At 70.6% G+C, this 19299-nt stretch carries 17 protein-coding genes; 9 read left to right on the top strand and 8 right to left on the bottom strand.

What is annotated here, in order from left to right; translation table 11 throughout:
* Positions 1-17: 17 nt before the first annotated feature.
* Together rfbB and rfbD are read left to right on the top strand one after the other, a co-directional pair.
* A complete protein-coding gene (gene rfbB / locus K318_RS0102940; RefSeq protein WP_029088367.1) occupies positions 18-1016 on the top strand; it encodes a dTDP-glucose 4,6-dehydratase in 999 nt (332 codons plus the stop codon).
* On the top strand, positions 1013-2431 hold the full coding sequence (rfbD, locus tag K318_RS0102935; RefSeq protein ID WP_029088366.1) for a dTDP-4-dehydrorhamnose reductase: 1419 nt from the start codon (positions 1013-1015) through the stop codon (positions 2429-2431). Before rfbB ends, rfbD begins: the two co-directional genes overlap by 4 nt.
* 68 nt (positions 2432-2499) lie before the next feature.
* Here the strand turns inward: rfbD and K318_RS0102930 are convergent, their stop codons facing one another.
* The 3 genes from K318_RS0102930 to K318_RS0102920 form a co-directional block, all read right to left on the bottom strand.
* Positions 2500-3123, bottom strand: a complete 624-nt coding sequence (locus K318_RS0102930) for an arsenate reductase/protein-tyrosine-phosphatase family protein (RefSeq protein ID WP_051297386.1) — start codon at positions 3121-3123, stop codon at positions 2500-2502.
* Positions 3120-4604 carry a tyrosine-protein kinase domain-containing protein gene (locus tag K318_RS18960; protein WP_051297384.1) on the bottom strand — a complete coding sequence of 495 codons (1485 nt, stop codon included), beginning with the start codon at positions 4602-4604 and terminating at the stop codon, positions 3120-3122. Before K318_RS18960 ends, K318_RS0102930 begins: the two co-directional genes overlap by 4 nt.
* Before the next feature lie 173 nt (positions 4605-4777).
* Positions 4778-6088 (bottom strand): UDP-glucose dehydrogenase family protein, encoded by a 1311-nt coding sequence (locus tag K318_RS0102920; RefSeq protein WP_029088364.1) that lies wholly within the window; start codon positions 6086-6088, stop codon positions 4778-4780.
* Between the two features lie 307 nt (positions 6089-6395).
* Here K318_RS0102920 and K318_RS0102915 point away from each other — a divergent pair, with 307 nt between their 5' ends.
* A complete protein-coding gene (locus K318_RS0102915) occupies positions 6396-7664 on the top strand; it encodes an MFS transporter (protein WP_035280214.1) in 1269 nt (422 codons plus the stop codon).
* A 107-nt stretch (positions 7665-7771) separates the two neighbouring features.
* On the opposite strand, the gene purL is transcribed toward K318_RS0102915, so the two are convergent.
* Complete coding sequence (gene purL, locus K318_RS18955; protein WP_051297382.1) at positions 7772-10153, bottom strand: phosphoribosylformylglycinamidine synthase subunit PurL; 2382 nt, start codon at positions 10151-10153, stop codon at positions 7772-7774.
* A 136-nt stretch (positions 10154-10289) separates the two neighbouring features.
* On the opposite strand from purL, the gene trhO reads away from it, so the two are divergent.
* A complete protein-coding gene (trhO, locus tag K318_RS18950; protein WP_084499537.1) occupies positions 10290-11243 on the top strand; it encodes an oxygen-dependent tRNA uridine(34) hydroxylase TrhO in 954 nt (317 codons plus the stop codon).
* Between the two features lie 95 nt (positions 11244-11338).
* Positions 11339-11974, top strand: a complete 636-nt coding sequence (locus tag K318_RS0102900; protein WP_035280212.1) for a phosphatase PAP2 family protein — start codon at positions 11339-11341, stop codon at positions 11972-11974.
* Positions 11975-12089: 115 nt separating this feature from the next.
* On the opposite strand, the gene K318_RS18945 is transcribed toward K318_RS0102900, so the two are convergent.
* From K318_RS18945 to purS, 4 genes are all read right to left on the bottom strand, one after another.
* Positions 12090-13295: a DUF6882 domain-containing protein gene (locus K318_RS18945; RefSeq protein WP_035280210.1), complete on the bottom strand. Its 1206-nt coding sequence runs from the start codon at positions 13293-13295 to the stop codon at positions 12090-12092.
* Between the two features lie 84 nt (positions 13296-13379).
* Positions 13380-13925 carry a VanZ family protein gene (locus K318_RS24930; protein ID WP_051297381.1) on the bottom strand — a complete coding sequence of 182 codons (546 nt, stop codon included), beginning with the start codon at positions 13923-13925 and terminating at the stop codon, positions 13380-13382.
* A gap of 314 nt (positions 13926-14239) precedes the next feature.
* On the bottom strand, positions 14240-14980 hold the full coding sequence (purQ, locus tag K318_RS0102885) for a phosphoribosylformylglycinamidine synthase subunit PurQ (protein WP_051297531.1): 741 nt from the start codon (positions 14978-14980) through the stop codon (positions 14240-14242).
* 35 nt (positions 14981-15015) lie between these two features.
* The gene (purS, locus tag K318_RS0102880) at positions 15016-15282 is read right to left on the bottom strand and encodes a phosphoribosylformylglycinamidine synthase subunit PurS (RefSeq protein WP_029088360.1); all 267 of its coding nucleotides are present in this window, start codon (positions 15280-15282) and stop codon (positions 15016-15018) included.
* Positions 15283-15551: 269 nt separating this feature from the next.
* Between purS and K318_RS0102875 the strand changes: the two genes are divergently transcribed.
* The 4 genes from K318_RS0102875 (at position 15552) to K318_RS0102860 (ending at position 19094) form a co-directional block, all read left to right on the top strand.
* Entirely contained in the window at positions 15552-17018 is a 1467-nt protein-coding gene (locus K318_RS0102875; protein ID WP_029088359.1) for a TRAP transporter large permease subunit, read from the top strand.
* Positions 17019-17154: 136 nt separating this feature from the next.
* A complete protein-coding gene (locus tag K318_RS23370; protein ID WP_156913745.1) occupies positions 17155-18213 on the top strand; it encodes an aspartate/glutamate racemase family protein in 1059 nt (352 codons plus the stop codon).
* Positions 18214-18411: 198 nt separating this feature from the next.
* Positions 18412-18693 (top strand): type II toxin-antitoxin system VapB family antitoxin, encoded by a 282-nt coding sequence (locus K318_RS18930; protein WP_035280208.1) that lies wholly within the window; start codon positions 18412-18414, stop codon positions 18691-18693.
* The gene (locus K318_RS0102860; protein WP_029088357.1) at positions 18690-19094 is read left to right on the top strand and encodes a type II toxin-antitoxin system VapC family toxin; all 405 of its coding nucleotides are present in this window, start codon (positions 18690-18692) and stop codon (positions 19092-19094) included. Before K318_RS18930 ends, K318_RS0102860 begins: the two co-directional genes overlap by 4 nt.
* Positions 19095-19299 lie beyond the last annotated feature (205 nt).

Here is a 19299-nt window from a genome sequence, read left to right as displayed (position 1 = left end):
GCGGGGAAGGCGGCACGGTGGCCAGGTTTCTTGTGACGGGAGGAGCCGGCTTCATCGGCTCCAACTTCGTCCACTATACGGTCGAGCATACGGGGGCGCACGTGACGGTGCTCGACAAGCTCACCTATGCGGGCAGCCGGGCCTCGCTCGCAGGTCTTCCGGAGGACCGCGTGACGTTCGTCCAGGGCGACGTCTGCGACGGCGAGCTCGTGGACGGGCTGGTCGCGGATGCGGACGCGGTCATCCACTATGCGGCGGAGTCCCACAACGACAACTCGCTGCGCGACCCCAGGCCCTTCCTCGACACCAATGTGATCGGCACATACACCCTCCTCGAAGCCGTGCGCCGGCACGACGCCCGCTACCATCACATCTCCACGGACGAGGTGTACGGCGACCTCGAACTCGACGATCCGGCGCGCTTCACCGAGACGACTCCCTACAACCCCTCCTCCCCGTACTCCTCGACGAAGGGCGCCTCCGACCTGCTGGTCCGTGCCTGGGCGCGCTCCTTCGGCATCCGCGCCACGATCTCGAACTGCTCCAACAACTACGGCCCCCGACAGCACGTCGAGAAGTTCATCCCGCGCCAGATCACCAACGTTCTGGACGGCATGCGCGCCAAGCTCTACGGCACGGGGGAGAACGTGCGCGACTGGATCCACGCAGACGACCACTCCTCCGCGGTGCTGGCTGTGCTCGAGCGCGGCCGCATCGGAGAGACCTATCTCATCGGCGCTGACGGAGAGCTCAGCAACCGGGAGGTGCTGCGGCGCATCCTCCTGAGCATGGGGTGCGACGAGGACGATTTCGACCATGTGACGGACCGGCCCGGCCACGACCTGCGGTACGCGATCGACTCGAGCAGGCTGAGAAGCGAGCTGGGCTGGGAACCTGCATACCGTGACTTCGACGCGGGCCTGGAGGCGACGATCGCCTGGTACCGGGAGAACGAGGGCTGGTGGCGGCCGCAGAAGGCACAGACCGAGGCGGACTACCGGAGGCAGGGGCAGTGAGCACGGGTGCCGATCGACTTGCCGTGCGCCGCACCCCCATCCCGGGTCTCCTGGTCGTGGATCTGCCCCTCCACGGTGACGCCCGCGGATGGTTCAAGGAGAACTGGCAGCGGGAGAAGATGGTGGCGCTGGGCCTACCGGACTTCCGGCCGGTGCAGAACAACATCTCCTTCAACGCCGACCCCGGCACGACTCGCGGCATCCATGCGGAGCCGTGGGACAAATACGTTTCGGTCGCAACAGGCCGGATCTTCGGCGCCTGGGTGGACCTGCGAGAGGGCCCGAGCTTCGGGACGGTGTTCCACATGGAACTCGGCCCTGACACTGCCGTCTACGTTCCCCGGGGCGTCGGCAACGCCTTCCAGGCGCTGGAGGGTGACACCGCCTATGTCTACCTCGTGAATGACCACTGGACTGCTGCGGCGCAGGCGGAGTACACCTTCCTCAACCTCGCGGATGAGTCCGCTGCGATCCCGTGGCCCATCCCGTTGGACCAGGCGGTGGTCTCCGACAGGGATCGTGCGCATCCGCAGCTGAGCGGGGTGAGGCCCATGCGGGCGCGGCCGGTGCTCGTGCTCGGCGCGAACGGGCAGCTGGGGCGTGCGCTGAGGAAGGCGCTGCCGGATGCGGAATTCGCTGACAGAGCGCGCGTGGACATCGCTGACCCGCGGAGCCTGGAAGCCGTGAACTGGTACGCGTACAGCGCGGTGGTCAATGCGGCGGCCTACACGCAGGTCGATGCCGCCGAGACGCCCGAGGGGAGGGCCGCGGCCTGGCGCGTCAACGCAGGCGGCCCGGCTGAGCTCGCGCGACGTGCACAGCATCACGGATTCACGCTCGTGCACATCTCCAGTGACTACGTCTTCGACGGTGAGTCCGCCGAGCCGTACACGGAGGACGCGCCCCTGAGTCCGCTGAGCGTCTACGGGCAGAGCAAGGCGGCCGGTGACCTCGCTGCTGCGCTGGCTGAACGCCATTACATCCTGCGGACGAGCTGGGTCGTCGGGGACGGGGCGAACTTCGTGCGCACGATGGCCGCCCTGGCTCAGCGCGGCATCGACCCGACGGTGGTCGACGATCAGCACGGCCGCCTCACGTTCGCCGACGATCTCGCCGCCGCAGTCGCGCACCTCCTCGGCGCAGGCGCCGAGTACGGCACCTACAACGTGAGCTGTGAGGGGCCTCGGACCTCGTGGGCGCAGATCGCACGCCAGGTCTTCGAACTGACCGGGCACGATCCCGCACGTGTCGTCGGCGCGACGGCGGAGGAGTACTTCGCCGGGAGGAGTGCGGCCCCGCGCCCTGCGAACAGCATGCTGGCCCTGACGAAGCTCGAGCGCACGGGTTTCACTCCGCGCACGGCGACCGATGCGCTCACGGCATACCTTGCCGAGTCACCCCCGGAAGGCGCCTGAAGCACGCGCGGGACCTCAGCCAGGCCGGTGCCCCCCGCTTCGGCACGCCTATGCCGGACCCGCGCGGTTCAGGCGGATGCCGGCAGAGCACGCAGGTCCGTGGAGATAGCCTCCACCAGACCTGCGATCTGCGAGGCGACCCTGGCATGCACCTCGGGCGAGGCGTTGATCGGGTCCTCGACATCATCGGCATCGGTGAGCTGGGCGGAGAAGCGATTGCGTGCGGCCGCCTCGACCACGCCTTGGGCCTCGGGGCGCTCGGGACGAGCGCCGCCGGCGGAGGCGCGCCCGGCCGCCTGCACGGCTGCGGGAGCGAGCGCTGCGAACTCCGCAAGCGTGAAGGTGCGCTGAGCGGCACGAGGATAGCGCCGGATGAGGTGGTCCCGCTGGCCCCGGGTCATGGTGAGAAGGAGATCGGAGGCGTCGACGCGCACCCCGTCGAGCTGTTCGCCCACAAGCCCGTGGGGGTCTCCGCCGTACACCCGCAGCTGCTCCGCGGCCATCGGGTCCATGGGGGCGCCCACGACCGCGTTGAGACCCGCGCTGGCCAGTTCGTAGCGGAAGTCCCCGGCGAGCCTCTGCCGGAGCAGCTGTTCGGCCAGGGGAGACCGGCAGATGTTTCCCGTGCAGACCGTGAGGATGCCCAGCGGCGGCGCGGTCCTGTGAGCGCGCCTGCGCCTCTCGCCGGTCATCCTGCGGCCCGCCTGGCGCGGCGGCTCAGAGGCGCGCTCTCAGCCGCGTGGCGAGGTGCCGAGGCCGCCTCCTCCTGCGTCTGCTGCTTGCCGTAGTACGCCCGGTACTGGTAGCCGTAGCCGTCCGCGGCGCTGCCCTTGCTGGGCACGCCGTTGATGATGATGCCGAGCGCGTGCCCCTTCACCCGTTCGAGGTTGTGCAGGGCGGCATTGAGCGCGTCGTACGTGGTCTTCTTCGCCCGGGTGACGACGAGTGCGCCATCGGTGCGCGCGGTGAGGATGGCCGCATCCGTGACCGGCAGCAGGGGAGGGGCGTCGATGAGGACCACCGCATGCGCCGCGAGCTCCGCGATGAGCTCGTGCAGGGAGTTCGAGCCGAGCAGTTCGCTGGGGTTGGGCGGGACCTTGCCCGCGCCGAGGACGAACAGATTGCCGGTGTCTCCCCAGGGCTGCATGACATCGGCCAGCTGCGCCTCGCCGATGAGGACGTCGGTGAGGCCGATCCCGGGGAGCAGGCCGAAGGTCTGGGCGACCATGGGACGGCGCAGGTCGCCGTCGATGACGACCACACGGCGGCCCGAGGCGGCGATGGTCGCCGCGAGGTTCGCCGTCACCGTCGACTTCCCCTCACCGGGCATCGCACTCGTGACGACGATGGAACGCGGCGGGTTGTCGATATTCATGAACTGCAGATTGGTGCGGAGCTCGCGCAGCGCCTCGGCGACGGCATACTCGTCGCCGTTCCGCGCATCCCGATCATTGCCGCCGGTGCTGGAGATCATGCGCTTGTCCGGGGTGAAGCCGGTGTAGGCGGGAATCGTGCCGATCACGGCCTGCCCCGTCTCGCGCTCGACCTCTGCGGTGGAGCGGACGCGCCGGTCGAAGATGTTCCGGAGCAGGGCGTAGGCGACCGCTGCGGCGAGGCCCGCGATTCCGCCGATGCCGATGGCGAGCTTGGTGTTGGGCGAGGAAGGCGCCGTGGGAAGCTTGGCCGCGTCCAGGGACTGGAAGGTGACGATCGACTGCTCGCCGCCGGTCGCATTCGCGTTCTCCACCTCGGCCACCTGGGTGCCGATGGCCCCCACCCAGGCCTCGGCGAGATCGCGGGCGCTCTCCGGGGAGTTCGCCATCGCCGAGACCCGCAGCGTCGCGGTATCGGCCGGGTTGGTGACGGTGACGCGCCCGATGAGAGCCTCCGGGGCTTCGGTGAGCCCCAGCGTCTGCGCCGCGTCCTCGGCCACAGCGCGCGATTCCGCCAGATCGAGATAGGACACCACGCGCGACTTCGCGTAGTTCTCACCTGCCATCGCGGTTCCGAGGTCGCTGCTCACGCCGGCCGAGACGATGCCGCTGGCATCCGCCGTGTACTCCTTGGGCTGCAGGAGCGCCCAGCCCAGACCCAGCACGGCACCGGCGAGAGTGATCGCGAGCATGGCAGCCCAATGGGCGCGCACTATCTTCCAGTAGTCCGTGAGCTCCACGCGGGCGGTCTCCTTCAGGGCGTTCGGGCGGGGCGATCCGTCCTATGCTAACCGCGGGTTCCTGCGCGTGTCGCATTGGTCCGTCAGGCAGGCTCCGCCGCAGTGCGCGACGGTCTCCGGCAGCAGGAACGGAGCGCGCGCAGCTCACCCCCTCGTGAGGAGGCTCCTCCCCCTCACGGCCTTCCCATTCCCCGGTAGCTCCACCCCGCGGCCCGCCAGCGTGCGGGGTCCAGGCAGTTGCGTGCGTCGATGACGGTCCTGCCGCGGGCGAGCGAGGCCGCGTGCTCGGGCGTGAGGTGGCGGCGGTATTCGTCCCATTCCGTGACGATGAGCACGGCCTCGGCGTCACGGAGCGCATCGTCGAGGTCCGCGGAGTAGGTGAGGTGGGGGTGCACCTTCCGCGCGTTGCCGATGGCCTGAGGGTCGGTCACCACGACATCCGCGCCGAGTCCGTGCAGCCGCACTGCCACATCGAGGGCCGGCGAATCCCGGACGTCATCGCTGTGCGGCTTGAATGCCGCTCCCAGCACGGCGACCCTTCTGCCGTGGGGCCGGTCGTCGAGGGCGTCCACCACCAGCTGCGCGGCCCGGTCGCGGCGACGGAGGTTGATCGCATCGACCTCGCGGAGGAAGTTCACCGACTCCCGACGTCCCAGCTCCTCCGCACGTGCGGAGAACGCGCGGATGTCCTTGGGCAGGCAGCCGCCCCCGAATCCGATCCCGGCACCCAGGAACTTCCGTCCGATCCGTTCGTCGTGGCCGATCGCATCGGCGAGCTGGGTGACATCCGCGCCCGTCGCCTCGGCGATCTCCGCCATCGCGTTGATGAACGAGATCTTGGTGGCGAGGAAGGCGTTGGCTGAGACCTTGACGAGCTCAGCCGTCGCGTAGTCCGTGACGATGAAGGGCGTGCCCTTGGCCACTGCCGGGTGGAAGACCTCGCGCAGGGTCTGCGCGGCCGCCTCCCCGGCCCCGCCCGCCGGGACCCCGACGACGAGGCGGTCCGGATCGACGGTGTCCTTCACAGCCCATCCCTCGCGGAGGAACTCCGGGTTCCAGACCAGGACGGCACCGGTGGGCGTGATCTGCTCGGAGAGCTCGGCCGCCGTCCCGACGGGGACGGTGGACTTCCCGGCGACGACGTCTCCGGGGCGCAGATGCGGGACCAGCGCCGCGACGGCGGCACGGACATAGGTGAGGTCTGCGGCGTAGCCGTCCGCCTGCTGTGGTGTGCCCACGCCGATGAAATGGACTGCGGCGCCCGCGGCCTCGGACATGTCCGTGGTGAAGCTCAGGCGTCCCGAGGCCACGCCCTCGGTGAGGATGTCCTGCAGGCCGGGCTCGAAGAACGGCGCCTCACCGCGGGAGAGCGCGCCGACCTTCTCCGCGTCGACGTCGATCCCGACCACCTCGTGGCCGATCGAGGCCATCGCCGCTGCGTGCACGGCTCCCAGGTATCCGCAGCCGATCACGCTCAGACGCATCTTCACTCCTTGGCAGTCTCCCCGGCAGCACACGCGATCCCGGGCGGCAGTGCATCGGCGGACCGCGGGAGCCGCGATCCGCCGATGACGATCTCGGACCCATCCTAAGGGGCCCGCCGGCGGGTGCGCGCAACGCCGGGGGCGCGTGCCTGCAGCCGTGCCCGCCTGCCGCCGTGTCTGACCATCGTTGCGCCCGCCTGCGCGCACCTGGCTGACGCACGCAGGGGGCGCAGGGGACTAGCATCGTTCGGGACGACGGTTCGCAGCGAGCCGGCGGAGAGATCGGGGGAGACGCGGTGAGCAGCAGGTGAGAGAGGCGAAGGCCGGACTCTGGACGCTGGTTCTCGCGGCCGTCCTCACCCAGACGGGACTGAATCTCTTCCGGCCGGTCACCTCCTACAAGCTGCTGGACCTCGGCGCCGATCCCGTGCTCATCGGCTTCGTCACCGCCGCCTACGCGCTGCTGCCGCTCGTCATCGCGCTGCCGCTGGGCAGGCTCGCCGACCGCACTCTCCGACTCCGGCACATCATGGCGCTGGGAGCGCTGCTGCTGGCGGCGGGCGGAGCGCTGATGGCGGGCACCGCCAGCGTCGCCCTCGTCTTCATCGGCAGCGTGCTCCTGGGGCTCGGGCACCTGCTGTTCACCATCGCGGGACAGACCTCGATCGCCCGCTTCGTCCCGCCGGAGCACCTCGATCGGGGCTTCGGCTACTTCACCGCCGCGTTCTCCGTGGGGCAGCTCATCGGCCCCCTGCTGGCCGGGGCGGTCCTGGGCGGTCACGCACACGCGGAGCAGATCGCGCTGGCACTGTGGATGGGGGCGGGGTCTGCCGCGCTGGCGGTGGTGCTGCTCGCGGCTGCTGCTGCCGTGCGGTCGCGCAGGGCCCGAGGCGGGGGCGGAGCAGAGGCCCCCGGGGCTGTGAACGGTGGGGAAGCGGCCGAGGCCGAGACGGATCCTGAGGCCGATGCGGCCTCGGCGGAGACCGCAGCCTCGCCGGGCCGGCCGAGCGCGCGAGCGGTTCTGCGTGTGCCCGGGGTGCGCTCGCAGATCTTCGCGAGCCTCGCGCTGCTCGTGATGATCGATCTGCTCACCGCCTATCTGCCCCTCGTGGGAGAGCATGCGGGCGTGGCGCCGGCGACGATCGGCCTGCTGCTGGCCGCCCGCAGCCTCGCCTCGATCGCTTCGCGCGTCCTGCTCGAGCCGCTGGCCCGCCGGTTCAGCAGGAACACACTCGTGACGGCCTCGGCTCTGGGTGCCGGTGTCGCTCTCGCGCTTCCCCCGCTGCTCATGGACCACCTGTGGGCGGCTGCGGTGCTCATGCTGCTGGGCGGGTTCTTCCTGGGCCTGGGGCAGCCGCTTTCGATGTCGCTCGTCACGCAGGCCGTGCCCGCATCGTGGCGCGGCACGGCGCTGGCGACGAGGCTCATGGGCAACCGGCTGGGACAGGTGGCCTTCCCCGCCGGTGCGGGCCTGCTCGCCGCCCCGCTGGGTGCCGCGGGACCCATCTGGTTCTCGTGCGCGATGCTCGTGGGCTCGGGCGTGGAGCTGCTCGCGCGGGCGGCACGGCGGCGCTGAGGGGCGGGGCGCCGTAGGGGGCGGGGTGCGCCGTACGTACAGAGCCGGCCCCTCCGGCAGAGCCGAAGGGGCCGGCGTGCAGAACAGGCCCGCGCCGAGGCCTCAGGTCAGCCCTCGGCCGCCGCCCGGTCCACGAGCGATTCCCCGCCGAAGCGAGCGGGCATCGTGCCTTCGTGCGCCTCGCGCAGCTCGTCGAGGCCGATCGCGAACTGGTCCACGATCTCCAGCTGCGCCCCGTCCTCGCCGGCGTCCGTCATGCCGATGCGCACGAACGGGAAGCCGCGCGCGGTGCACATGTCGGAGAAGCGCACCTCCTCGCTGCGGGGGACCGCGACGATCGCCCGCGCGGTGGACTCCGAGAACAGCGCGGTGAACGCGTCGATGCCGTCGCGCTCCAGGAGCTCCGTGAGCCAGATCCGCGCACCCGTTCCCCAGCGGAGCGAGCCCTCGACGAGCGCCTGGGAGAGGCCGCCCTCGGAGAGATCGTGCGCGGCGTCGATCATGCCGTCGCGGGAGGCGTTGATGAGGATGTCCGCGAGCTCCTTCTCCGCCTCGGGCCGGTACTGCGGCGGCACGCCGCCCAGGTGGCCGTGCACCGTGCCGGCCCACGCGGAGCCGTCAAGCTCCGCCTCGGTGGTGCCCAGGAGGTAGATCGTCTGCCCCGCCTCGCGCCAGCCCGAGGGAGTGGCCCTGGTGACGTCGTCGAACACGCCCATGACGCCCACGACGGGGGTGGGATGGATGGCGGTGCCGCCGGTCTGGTTGTACATCGAGACGTTGCCGCCGGTCACCGGCACCCCGAAGTCCACACACGCCTCGGACAGTCCTTCCACCGTCTGCGCGAACTGCCACATGATCTCCGGGTCCTCGGGGGAGCCGAAGTTGAGGCAGTCGGTGACGGCGAGGGGGCGCGCGCCGCTCGTGGCGACATTGCGGTAGGACTCGGCGAGTGCGAGCTTGGCACCCTGCGCGGGGTCGAGGTAGCAGTAGCGGCCGTTGGCGTCCGTGGCCAGGGCGATGCCGCGACCGGTCTCCTCGTCCACGCGGATGACGCCCGCGTCGTCGGGGAAGGCCAGGGCGGTGTTGCCCTGCACGTAGCGGTCGTACTGCTGCGTGATCCACTTCTTCGAGCTGAGGTTGGGCGAGGCGGCGAGGTCGAGCACCGTCTGCCGCAGCTCCTCCGCCGTCTGCGGCGTGGCGAGCCCGGCGGCCTCGACGGTGTCCGCCTGCGTGGCGTCCGTCCAGGAGGCGCGCTCCATGGGCCGTTCGTAGACGGGGCCGTCATGGGCCACGGAGCGGGGCGGCACGTCGACGATCACATCGCCGTGCCATTCGATGACGAGGCGGCCGGTGTCCGTCACCTCGCCCAGCACGCTCGTCTCGACCTCCCACCTGTTCACGATGGCCAGGAACTCGTCCAGCTTCTCCGGCCGGACGACGGCCATCATGCGCTCCTGCGACTCCGACATGAGGATCTCCTCGGGAGTCAGCGTGGGATCGCGCAGCAGCACGTCGTCGAGTGCGATGTGCATGCCGCCGTCGCCGTTCGAGGCGAGCTCCGAGGTGGCGCAGCTGATGCCCGCCGCCCCGAGGTCCTGGATGCCCTCGACGGTGCCCGCGCCGAACAGCTCCAGGCAGCACTCGATGAGGACCTTCTCCGCGAAGGGGTCGCCCACCTGGACGGAGGGGCGCTTGGATGGTTTGGCGTCGTCGAAGGACTCCGAGGCGAGGATCGAGGCGCCGCCGATCCCGTCGCCGCCGGTCCGCGCGCCGAACAGGACGACCTTGTTGCCCGCGCCCGAGGCGTTGGCCAGGCGGATGTCCTCGTGCTTCATGACGCCCACGGCGAGGGCGTTGACGAGCGGGTTGCCCTGGTAGACGGCGTCGAAGACCGTCTCGCCGCCCACATTGGGCAGGCCCAGGCTGTTGCCGTAGCCGGCGATGCCGGAGACCACGCCGTGGACCACGCGCGCGGTGTCCGGCTCCTCGATCGCGCCGAAGCGCAGCTGGTCCATGACGGCGACGGGACGGGCGCCCATCGAGATGATGTCGCGCACGATGCCGCCCACGCCGGTGGCCGCGCCCTGGTAGGGCTCCACATAGCTGGGGTGGTTGTGGCTCTCGACCTTGAAGGTCACCGCCCAGCCGTCGCCGATGTCCACGACGCCGGCGTTCTCCCCGATGCCCACGAGGAGGTTCTGCTTCATCTCGTCCGTGACGTTCTCGCCGAACTTCCGCAGGTGCACCTTGGAGGACTTGTACGAGCAGTGCTCGGACCACATGACGGAGTACATGGCGAGCTCCGCCGAGGTGGGGCGGCGGCCCAGCACCTCGCGGATGCGCAGGTACTCGTCGTGCTTGAGGCCGAGCTCGGCATAGGGCTGCTCGACGTCCGGGTTCGCGGCGGCGAACTCGACGGTCTCCTTCACCTGCTTGTCTGCTTCGCGGTCTGCGTCAGCGGTGGGGGAGTGCTGCGGAGTGGTGGTCATCGTCGTAGGAGGCCCTTTCGATGCGGTGCGTCCTGGTGCTCGCACTCATGCGTGCTCAAACGCGTGCGCTCATGCGTTCTGGTGGTTCGTGTGCTGGCACCTATGGTATCCGGGCCGTCGCCGTAGAATCGTCCCCATGTCCGTTCCCAAGATCGTGCTCTTCTACGTCTTCACCCCGCTGGCGGATCCCGAGGCGGTCCGGCTCTGGCAGACCGCCCTGTGCCGGGAGCACGGGCTCAAGGGGCGGATCATCATCTCCGCGCACGGGATCAACGCCACGGTGGGCGGGGACGTCCGCGCCGTCAAGCAGTACGTGCGCGAGACGAGGTCCTATGCGCCGTTCCGGGGCGCGGACGTCAAATGGTCGAACGGCACCGGCGACGACTTCCCGCGCCTGAGCGTGAAGGTCCGGCCGGAGCTCGTCTCCTTCGGCGCCCCCGAGGAGCTCGTCGTCACGGAGGACGGGGTGGCCGGCGGCGGCACGCATCTGGGGCCCGGAGCGCTGCACCGGCTCGTGGCCGAACGCGGCGAGGACGTCGTCCTCTTCGACGGCCGCAATGCCATGGAGGCGGAGATCGGCCGCTTCCGGGACGCCGTGGTCCCGGACACCGCGACCACGCGGGACTTCCTCGCGGAACTGGACTCCGGCAGATACGACCACCTCAAGGACAAGGCCGTCGTCACCTACTGCACGGGCGGCATCCGGTGCGAGGTGCTCAGCGCGCTCATGGTGAGCCGCGGCTTCGAGGAGGTCTATCAGCTCGACGGCGGCATCGTCCGCTACGGCGAGGCATTCGGCAACGCCGGGCTGTGGGAGGGCTCGCTCTACGTCTTCGACAACCGCATGCACATGGAGTTCGGCGAAGGGGCGCAGTCGCTGGGCTCCTGCGTGCACTGCGGTGAGCGCACTCCGCTCTTCGTCAACTGCGCGCACGAGGAGTGCCGCACGCAGTTCCTCCGCTGCGAGGCATGCACCGCGGCGGGGCTGCGGCCGCACTGCGGCGGGTGCGGAGCCGGGGAGACCGCTGCCGAGGCGGGTGCCCGGGAGCCAGCGTTCGCCCGGGAGCCAGCGCCCGCCGCGGCCGGCTGATCTCGCCGGAACCGGGGGTGCATTTCTCCGTTCATGTCTCAGTGTGCTTCGTCGAAGCGGGCGCTGAGCGCAGTGGAATGAGACGGGAGCGCGGAGTGAGACGCGAACGAGCGAGGCCCCTGGCCGCAGCCGTGTCCGTGCTGCTGGCGGTGGTCGCCGTCCTCGGCGTCTGGGTGCTCGTCTCACCCGCAGGCGGGACGCCGCTGGATCTGTGGTGGCACGATGCCGTGCTCGCCGCGCAGACGTCCGTGGTGCTGACGCTCTCACATGTGCTCGACCACGTGGGCGCGGGTCCCATCGGCGTCTTCGCGGTGCCCCTGCTCATCGCCGCGCTGCTGTGGTGGCGGCACGGATGGCGGGCGGCGGTCTTCGCGCTCACGGCGTTCGCCGCCAGCGCCCTCACGGTGCAGGCGGTCAAGCACCTCGTGGCGCGGGCGCGGCCCGAGGACATGCTGGTGGCCTCCGACTTCGGTTCGTTCCCCTCCGGACACACCGCGAACGCGGCGACCGTCGCGGTGGTCCTCTGGCTCCTGTTCCCGCGTGTGCCGGTGCTGCTCGCGGGGATTCTCTGGACGGCACTCATGGCGTTCTCACGCACGGCCCTCGCGGTGCACTGGCTCACGGACACCGTGGCCGGCGCCGCACTCGGAGCCGCCGTCGCCCTCCTGTGCGGCATGCTCCTGCTGCCCGTCGTGCAGCGCACGGAGCAGAGCGGCGGCAGCGGGTCCTGAGCGATTCGGGGCTCTGAACGATCCGGGGCTCTGCCCTTGGGAGGTTTTTACGGTGCGGGCACCATGCAGGGTGCCCGCACCGTAAAAACCTCCCAGACGTTGGAGGCGAAATCTCTCAGCGGCCGAACAGGCGCTTGAAGAAGCCCCTCTTCTCCGGCTGCTCCGCCTTGACGCCGGCCTGTTCTGCATCCGCCTGCCCGGGCTGAGCCGGCTGCTCCTGAACGACCTCCTCGGCCGCTGGGTTCTCCACAGCAGCGGTCTCCGTCTCGGCGGCGGGCGCCTCGCTCCGCACGGCCTCGGCCTTCTCCGCCTGCTCCGCAACTTCGGCTGTCTGCTCCTGAGCAACCGCACGTTCTTGAGCAACCGCACGCTCCGCCGCGACCTCCCGCTCCGCCGCGGCCGTCCCCGCCTCAGCTGCGGGAGCGTCCGGCACGGCACCGGCCTCGGGAACCGTCACGGTGCCGAACACGGCCTCGGCGACGGGCGCTTCGACAGCGGCGAACTGCTCCGCCGCCTCGCCTTCGAGGCCGGGGCTGGCCTGGCACGAGGCGATCCTGCCCGCTTCGTCGAACGTGATGTCGGCGCTGCCGTCGGCGCACAGCAAGCGGACGCCGCCGTCCGGCAGAGGGGCCGAGCGCAGTCCGCGCAGCCGGAAGTACGATTCGAGCGCGGCCCTGTGGTCGGCCACCTCGTTGTCCGTGATCCCTCCGGCGATCGCCCGGACGGTCTTCCGCAGCTCCGGCTCTCCCAGGGCCAGCTGCGCGTCGTCGATGAGCACCCACACCGTCGTCCCGCCCCCGGCCTGTGCGGGGTAGTGGGCCCAGGCGCCGGTGACGGCCTTGGCCGCGAGCGTCAGCCGCGCGGGCAGCGCCTCCGAGTCGAGCGGCACCTCCGGGGCCGTGAGCTCCGGGATGCCGTGCGCCTCGCCGTACTCGCGGATGCGGTGGGAGAGGGCGATGACCGGTTCGGGGAAGCCCGAGTCGTTCGTCCAGCCCCAGTGCCAGTTGGCCTCGCGGGCGCGGCTGACGTCCGAGCCCACCATGTGCGGGCGGAGCGTGAGCTCCCGCTGGGCAGGCGAGTCCGAGGCGGCGGCACCCTGTCCGGAGCCCCCTCCCTTTCCTGCCCCGGACTTCCTGGATGTCCCGCTGCCCGCGGCCTGTGCGGTGCCGCCTGCCGCGGGAGCGGGAGTGAAGCGCAGGCGCGGGGCTGCTGAGAAGTCGATGTCGAACTCCGCCCCGGCGATCAGCCTGCCGAAGTGGTGCTGGACCTCCGTGGAGAGGAAGACGGCGCGGTCGACCAGGTTCTGCAGGGAATCGCTCATGCTCCCAGGGTAGTGGAGCCGCCCGTGTCGGCAGGGGCGGCTTGCGTCGTGGAAGGGGCCTGCGCCGGGGAGGGGGTTCACGGTCTAGGCGGAAGGCGGATGGGCGCCCGAGGCGGAGGCACGGCCCCCGGAGGAGCCCTCGGCGTTCGAGGCGGAGGCAGCGGCCCCGCTGCGGCTCCTGCGCCACCGGTCGAGAGCGATCCCGGCGCCCACGCCGATGATGCCGCCGGTGGCGTTCATGACGACGTCGACAGCCGAGGACTGCCGCGAGCTGTAGAGCACCAGCTGGATCGTCTCGATGCCCACGCTGGTGAAGTGCAGGACCGCGACCCACCACCAGCGCGGGAGCAGCAGCGCCAGACCGAGGCCCAGCGGCACGAACATGACGATGTTCCACACCATCTCGAGACGGTGGGCGGTGAAGGCCTCGGCGTATGGCAGCCACCCGAACAGCGCCTGGAAGATCTCCCACACCCGATGGTTCGCCCGGCCGATCGCCTGACCGGAGGGGAACAGGACCAGCAGCGCGCACAGCACGGTCCCGGGGATGAGGACCACCAGGCCGGCGAGGCGCTGGAGGCGCTTCAGGTGCCGTGCCCGGCGGTCCCGGCGCGTGCGTGACCGGAGCACGGTGCGTTCGGCTGCCTCGCGGGCCGAGACCCGCAGGTGCGCCGAGGCTCGAGCGGGGGCCGAGGCCGCGTCGGCGGACGCTGAGGCCTGTGCCGGAGCCGAGGCCGCCCCGGTGGGGCGGGGAGGAGGTGCTGCGGCCTGCGCCCTGACCCTTCGGACAGGGTCCGCGTGTGCCGGACGTGCCTGCGCGTGCCCGGCTGCCGGCCCGCCGCCTGCCGTCTGCGCGCTGTGCGGGACCGGCGCGGCAGGTGGCGCGGACGGTCTCGGCGGCGGTTCCGGTGGCCGCGGAGGAGCGCCGGGCGGAGGGCCTTCCGTCACTGCGAGAGCAGCGAGCGGAGCACCGAGGTGAAGAAGCCCTGGCCGTCCACGCCCGCCCGCATGCCGGAGGCGGCGTCCGGGCCGAACCCGGCCTCGACCGCATGCTCCGGGTGCGGCATGAGCCCCACGACATTGCCGCGCTCATTGGCGATGCCGGCGATGTTCCGCTGTGAGCCGTTGGGGTTGACGCCCGCATACCGCGCCACGACGCGGCCGGTGGCCTCGAGCTCGTCCAGGACCGCCTCGTCCGCGACGTACCCGCCCTCGCCGTTCTTCAGCGGGATGATGATCTCCTCGCCGGCGGTGTACGAGCGGGTCCATGCGGTGTCGGCGTTCTCGACGGTGAGAGCCTGATCGCGGCAGATGAAGTGCTGGTGGCTGTTGCGGATGAGGGCGCCGGGCAGCAGGTGGGACTCGCACAGGATCTGGAAGCCGTTGCAGATGCCGAGCACCGGCATGCCGCCGTTCGCGGCGTCGACGACCTTCTCCATCACCGGCGCGAACTTCGCGATCGCCCCGCACCGCAGGTAGTCGCCGTAGGAGAACCCGCCGGGCAGGATGACGGCGTCCACATCGCCCAGCGAATCGTCGCCGTGCCACAGGGAGACTGCCTGGGCGCCGGAGAGGGTGACGGCGCGCTGGGCATCGCGTTCGTCGAGCGAACCGGGGAACCGGACGACGCCCACGCGGAGCGCATCGGCACCCGGGATGGGGGCGTCGGCGCCCAGGTCGGCCACAAGCGGAGTCGCGGAGGCGACGGCGGTGCGGGCGCTCACTGCGCGGCCTCCTCCGGGGTCGCCTCGCGCACGGCGATGACGTCCTCGATGACGGGGTTCGAGAGCAGGGTGCCGGCGGCCTCGCGCGCGGCGGCCAGGGCCTCATCCGTGACCGGGCCCTCCACGTCGAGGTGGAAGAGCTTGCCCTGGCGGACGTCCGCGAAGGCGCTGAGCCCCATGCGCTCGAGACCGGACCGGATCGCCTTGCCCTGCGGGTCCAGGATCTCAGGCTTGGGCATGACTTCGACGACGATCCGTCCCATGCGCGCGTACTCCTTGAAAGAGGGGGAGGGTGGAATGCCGGACCAGTCTACCGGCCGCGAGACGGTGCCGGGGCTGATGCTCCGATGGGCGGGATGCGCGGCTGGAGGGGCGTGCGTCAGCCTGCTGGGACGCCTGTGCGGTGCTGCGTTCGGCAGCCGGACCGCATTCACGAGGTGTCCGGGGACACAGTACCCTTTCCGCAGACGTCGCACCGGCCGGGAGCGGCACGGAAGTCCCCGCACGACGGGGAGGCGAAGAGGGGTGCACCGTGGAGCAGCTTGCGGTGATCGTGGTGCCGATGGTCCTGCTGTTCGGGGTGATCCTCGTCAAGCGCATTCCGCTGATCGGCGGCAGCGTGGAGGCGGCCCTGCTCATCTGCGGGCTGTCGATCGCGGTGCTCGCCGGCGTGGGACCGCTCGAGGCCCTGCTGGGAGCGGTGGACGGCATCGACAGGATGGCCTGGGTGATCGCACTGAGCCTGCTGGGTGCGATCTACGCCGAGACCCAGGTGCGGATGGGCACCATCGACTCGACGATGGCGCTCCTGCGCAGGGTGTTCGGCGATTCGCCCCGCGGCCTCATCGCCGCGACGTTCGTGACCCTCGTGATCGGCGGTTCCCTGCTGGGCGATGCGATCGCGACGGCGACGGTGATCGGCTTCCTCGTCATCCACTCGCTCGCGGCGATGGGGGTGCGGCCCGTGCAGATCGGCATGATCATCCTCGTGGGCGCCTCGCTGGGTTCGATCATGCCGCCGGTCAGCCAGGCGATCCTGCTCTCATCCTCCCTCGTGGGCACGGATCCCGGCCCCGTCATCCGCATCGCCTTCCTCACGGTGGGCGCCGCGCTGGTGTTCGCGATCCTCGAATCCTTCCGCTTCGTGCGGAAGGGGAAGGCCGCCGAGGCGGCAGGCGCCGCCAGCGGAACGGGCCCCGGACTCCGGGCAGGTGCGGGCGCCTCGGGCGCGGTCTCCGATGCAGACGCTGCCGGAACCGGCGAGGGCGCTGCACTCGCCGCTGCGCCTCCGCGGGTGCGCACGCTGCTGCGGACCAAGGGGCACACCTTCGTCCCGATGCTGGTGCTGCTCGCGATCGTCCTGCTCAACACGGGATGGGGGATCAACGTCTTCACGGCGGTCCCGGGTCTCTCGCACCTGACCGCGGCGCTGGAGAGCGTGCCGATCCTGAGCGGTTTCGCGAATCCGGTCGTGATGGCGATCGGCGTGGCGGCGCTGCTGTCGTTCCTGTACCCCGAGGTCCGCCGCGCTCCGGTCGCAACGCTCGCCGACGGCCTGAAGAAGGTGACCGTGACGGTCCGCCTGCAGCTGTGCGCGGGCTTCCTCGTGGGGATGGTCTACGCCTCCGGCCTCGTGGACACCGTCGCCGAACTCGCCCAGAGCATGCAGGGCGGCTCCGTGACCGCGGTGGGAGTGGGGGCCATCCTCGTGCTGGGCATGCTCACGGGTTCGCAGACGGCGGCTCAGACGGTCGTCGTGCCCTTCCTCTCGCCCATCCTCGAGCAGACCGGGGTGGACCCCTTCAACATCGCGCTGAGCATGAGCCATATCGCGGCGGCCGCGCAGAACCTGCCGCCGGTGGGCCTCACTGCCTTCGTGGTGGTGGGACTCGTGGGCGGCAGCCTCAGCACCAAGGTGGACCCCGTGAAGGTCATGGTGCTCGCGCTCCCCAATTCCCTCTTCCTCATTGCGGTGGGCGTCGTCGCCCTGCTGGTGTGAGGATGCCCCTCTTTCCGCGCGCGTCTCGTCCTCCGCTGGCGCCCTGCTTTCGACTCGCGTCTCGTTTTCGACTCGTGTCTCCCTCTGCTTCGTCCGAGCGGGTGCTGAGCGCAGTGGAATGAGACATGAGCGCGGAATGAGACGAGAGCGGGTGGAGGCCGTGGGTGCCGAGGGTACGGAGGGCGCCGAAGGCGCGGAGGGTGCAGCGGGTGCGGTGAGCGGTGTGGGGGCTGCGGGGCCTGCGGGAGTCGAGGACGGAGGTGCGTGCCTCGGCGTCCTCGTGCTCGATGCGGGGTTCGCGCGGATACCCGGTGACGTCGGCTGCCCGGAGACGTTCGAGGGGGTGGGGAGTTTCGCCCGCCCGGAGACGTTCGGACGGACGGGAGCTCTCGGCCGCCGGGTGAGCGTCGACGCGCCCGCGCTCTTCCGCACGGTGCCGGGTGCCACGGTCGCGCGGGTGATCGGCCGGCAGGACGACGGGCTCGTGGACCTGTTCGCGGAACATGCCGCTGCACTCGTGGAGGCCGGCGTCGCTGCGATCACCACGAGTTGCGGGTTCATGGCCCGCCACCAGCGGGAACTTGCGGCGCGGGTGGCGGTGCCCTTCGCGGCCTCAGCGCTGTGCCTGCTGGGACCGCTGCAGCGGGAGTACGGGCTCGTGGGCGTGATCACCGCCGACAGCGCACGGCTCACGCGCGAGCACTTCACGGCGTGTGGCGCCGTCCCGCCGGGTGAGGCAGGGACCGCAGCGGGAAGCTCGGTGAGAGGCGTCGGAGGCGCTGAGGGGAGCGTGCCCAGGCGGAGCGGGAGAGGGCACACTGCTGGTGCTGGTGCTGGTGCTGGTGCTGGTGCTGGTGCTGGTGCTGGTGCCGGTGCTGGTGCTGGTGCCGGTGCTGTGGCCTTTGCCGGCACCGTGGTCGCGGGGATGCAGGGGAAGCCGGCGTTTCGCGGCGCGATCCTCAAGCAGACGCGGCCGCTGTCCCCGGAGGCCGTGTGTGCGGAGGTGGTGGACGTCGGGCGTGCGCTGGTGGAAGAGCATCCGGAGGTGCGGGCGATCCTGCTCGAGTGCACCAACCTGCCGCCGTACGCGGAGACGCTCGCCCGGGCGGTGGGCCTGCCCGTGTTCGACGCGCTCACCCTGTGCCGGGAGCTGGCGGGGGTCCCGCAGGGCGATGCCTTCCGCCTCGGCCGGTGATCGGTCAGGTCTTCGGGAGCTGATGGGGTGGGTCTCCTGAGAACGGGGAATTGCCCGGAACGGCCGTTCTCACAGAACAGGGTAGAAGGGTGTAATCCTGTGGTGTAAAGGTGTAAAATGATGGGCTCGAAGGACATCGGAAGGCGGAGACCAGGAGCCTGGAACTCGGTGCCTGGAACTCGGAGAAGGGAGGTGCACATGAGCCTCAACATCAAGAACCCGCGAGTCCACGCATTGGCGCGCGCGGCCGCTGCGAAGACGGGGAAGACGCAGACCGGCGTGATCGAGGAGGCGCTGGAGAAGTACCTCGCGGACATCGAGCGCGCAGAGGCGGAGCGGGATGCGGCGGAGGAGGCCGAGCGTGCGGAGCGATGGCGGCGCTTCGATGAGACGCTCGAGGAGATGCGGAAGATCCTCGCGGAGACCGGTGGGCCGCTGAGCACGGATTTTCTCTATGATGAGGACGGTCTCCCGGCATGATCATCGATACCTCAGCGATGGTGGCGATCATCGACAGGGAGCCTGAAGGTCCGGCGTTCGAGCAACGGCTTTTCGCTTTTGATGCGAGCGGCGAGGGCAATGCGATGTCAGCCGCCGCCTATCTCGAGTTCGGCATCGTGCTGGAAAGACGCAGGGCCTCGGCGCTCATTCGCATGGCGGAGAACCTCATGGATGCTGGTCGGATTCAGCTAGCACCCGTCACAGCCGCGCAGGCGCGCATCGCCCGGCAGGCGTACCGGGACTACGGCAAGGGCATGGGGCACCCGGCGCAGCTGAACTTCGGGGACTGCTTCTCCTATGCGCTCGCCGTGGAACGCGATGAGCCGCTGCTGTTCAAGGGAGACGACTTCGCGCGTACGGATGTGCGCTCCGCGGTGTGAATGTGCGGGAGCACACAGGACGACGCGCCCCGGTGACGATTCCGGCTGGGGAGCAGTGCACGCAAGGGTCACCTGCATGCACTGTTTCCCCAGTGGGAAGGCAGCCTGGCCGGGAAGCGGACCGGCGCCGGAAGTCTGCGGCTCCGGCTGGCAGATCGGCTCCGTGTGTTCACGCGTGAGGTCGGCCTCAGAGGTTCCCAGCCCT

Origin of the sequence: Brevibacterium album DSM 18261 (genome assembly GCF_000426445.1) — a bacterium.
Taxonomy (GTDB): domain Bacteria; phylum Actinomycetota; class Actinomycetes; order Actinomycetales; family Brevibacteriaceae; genus Brevibacterium; species Brevibacterium album.
This window is presented reverse-complemented; position numbering and strand designations above follow the sequence as displayed.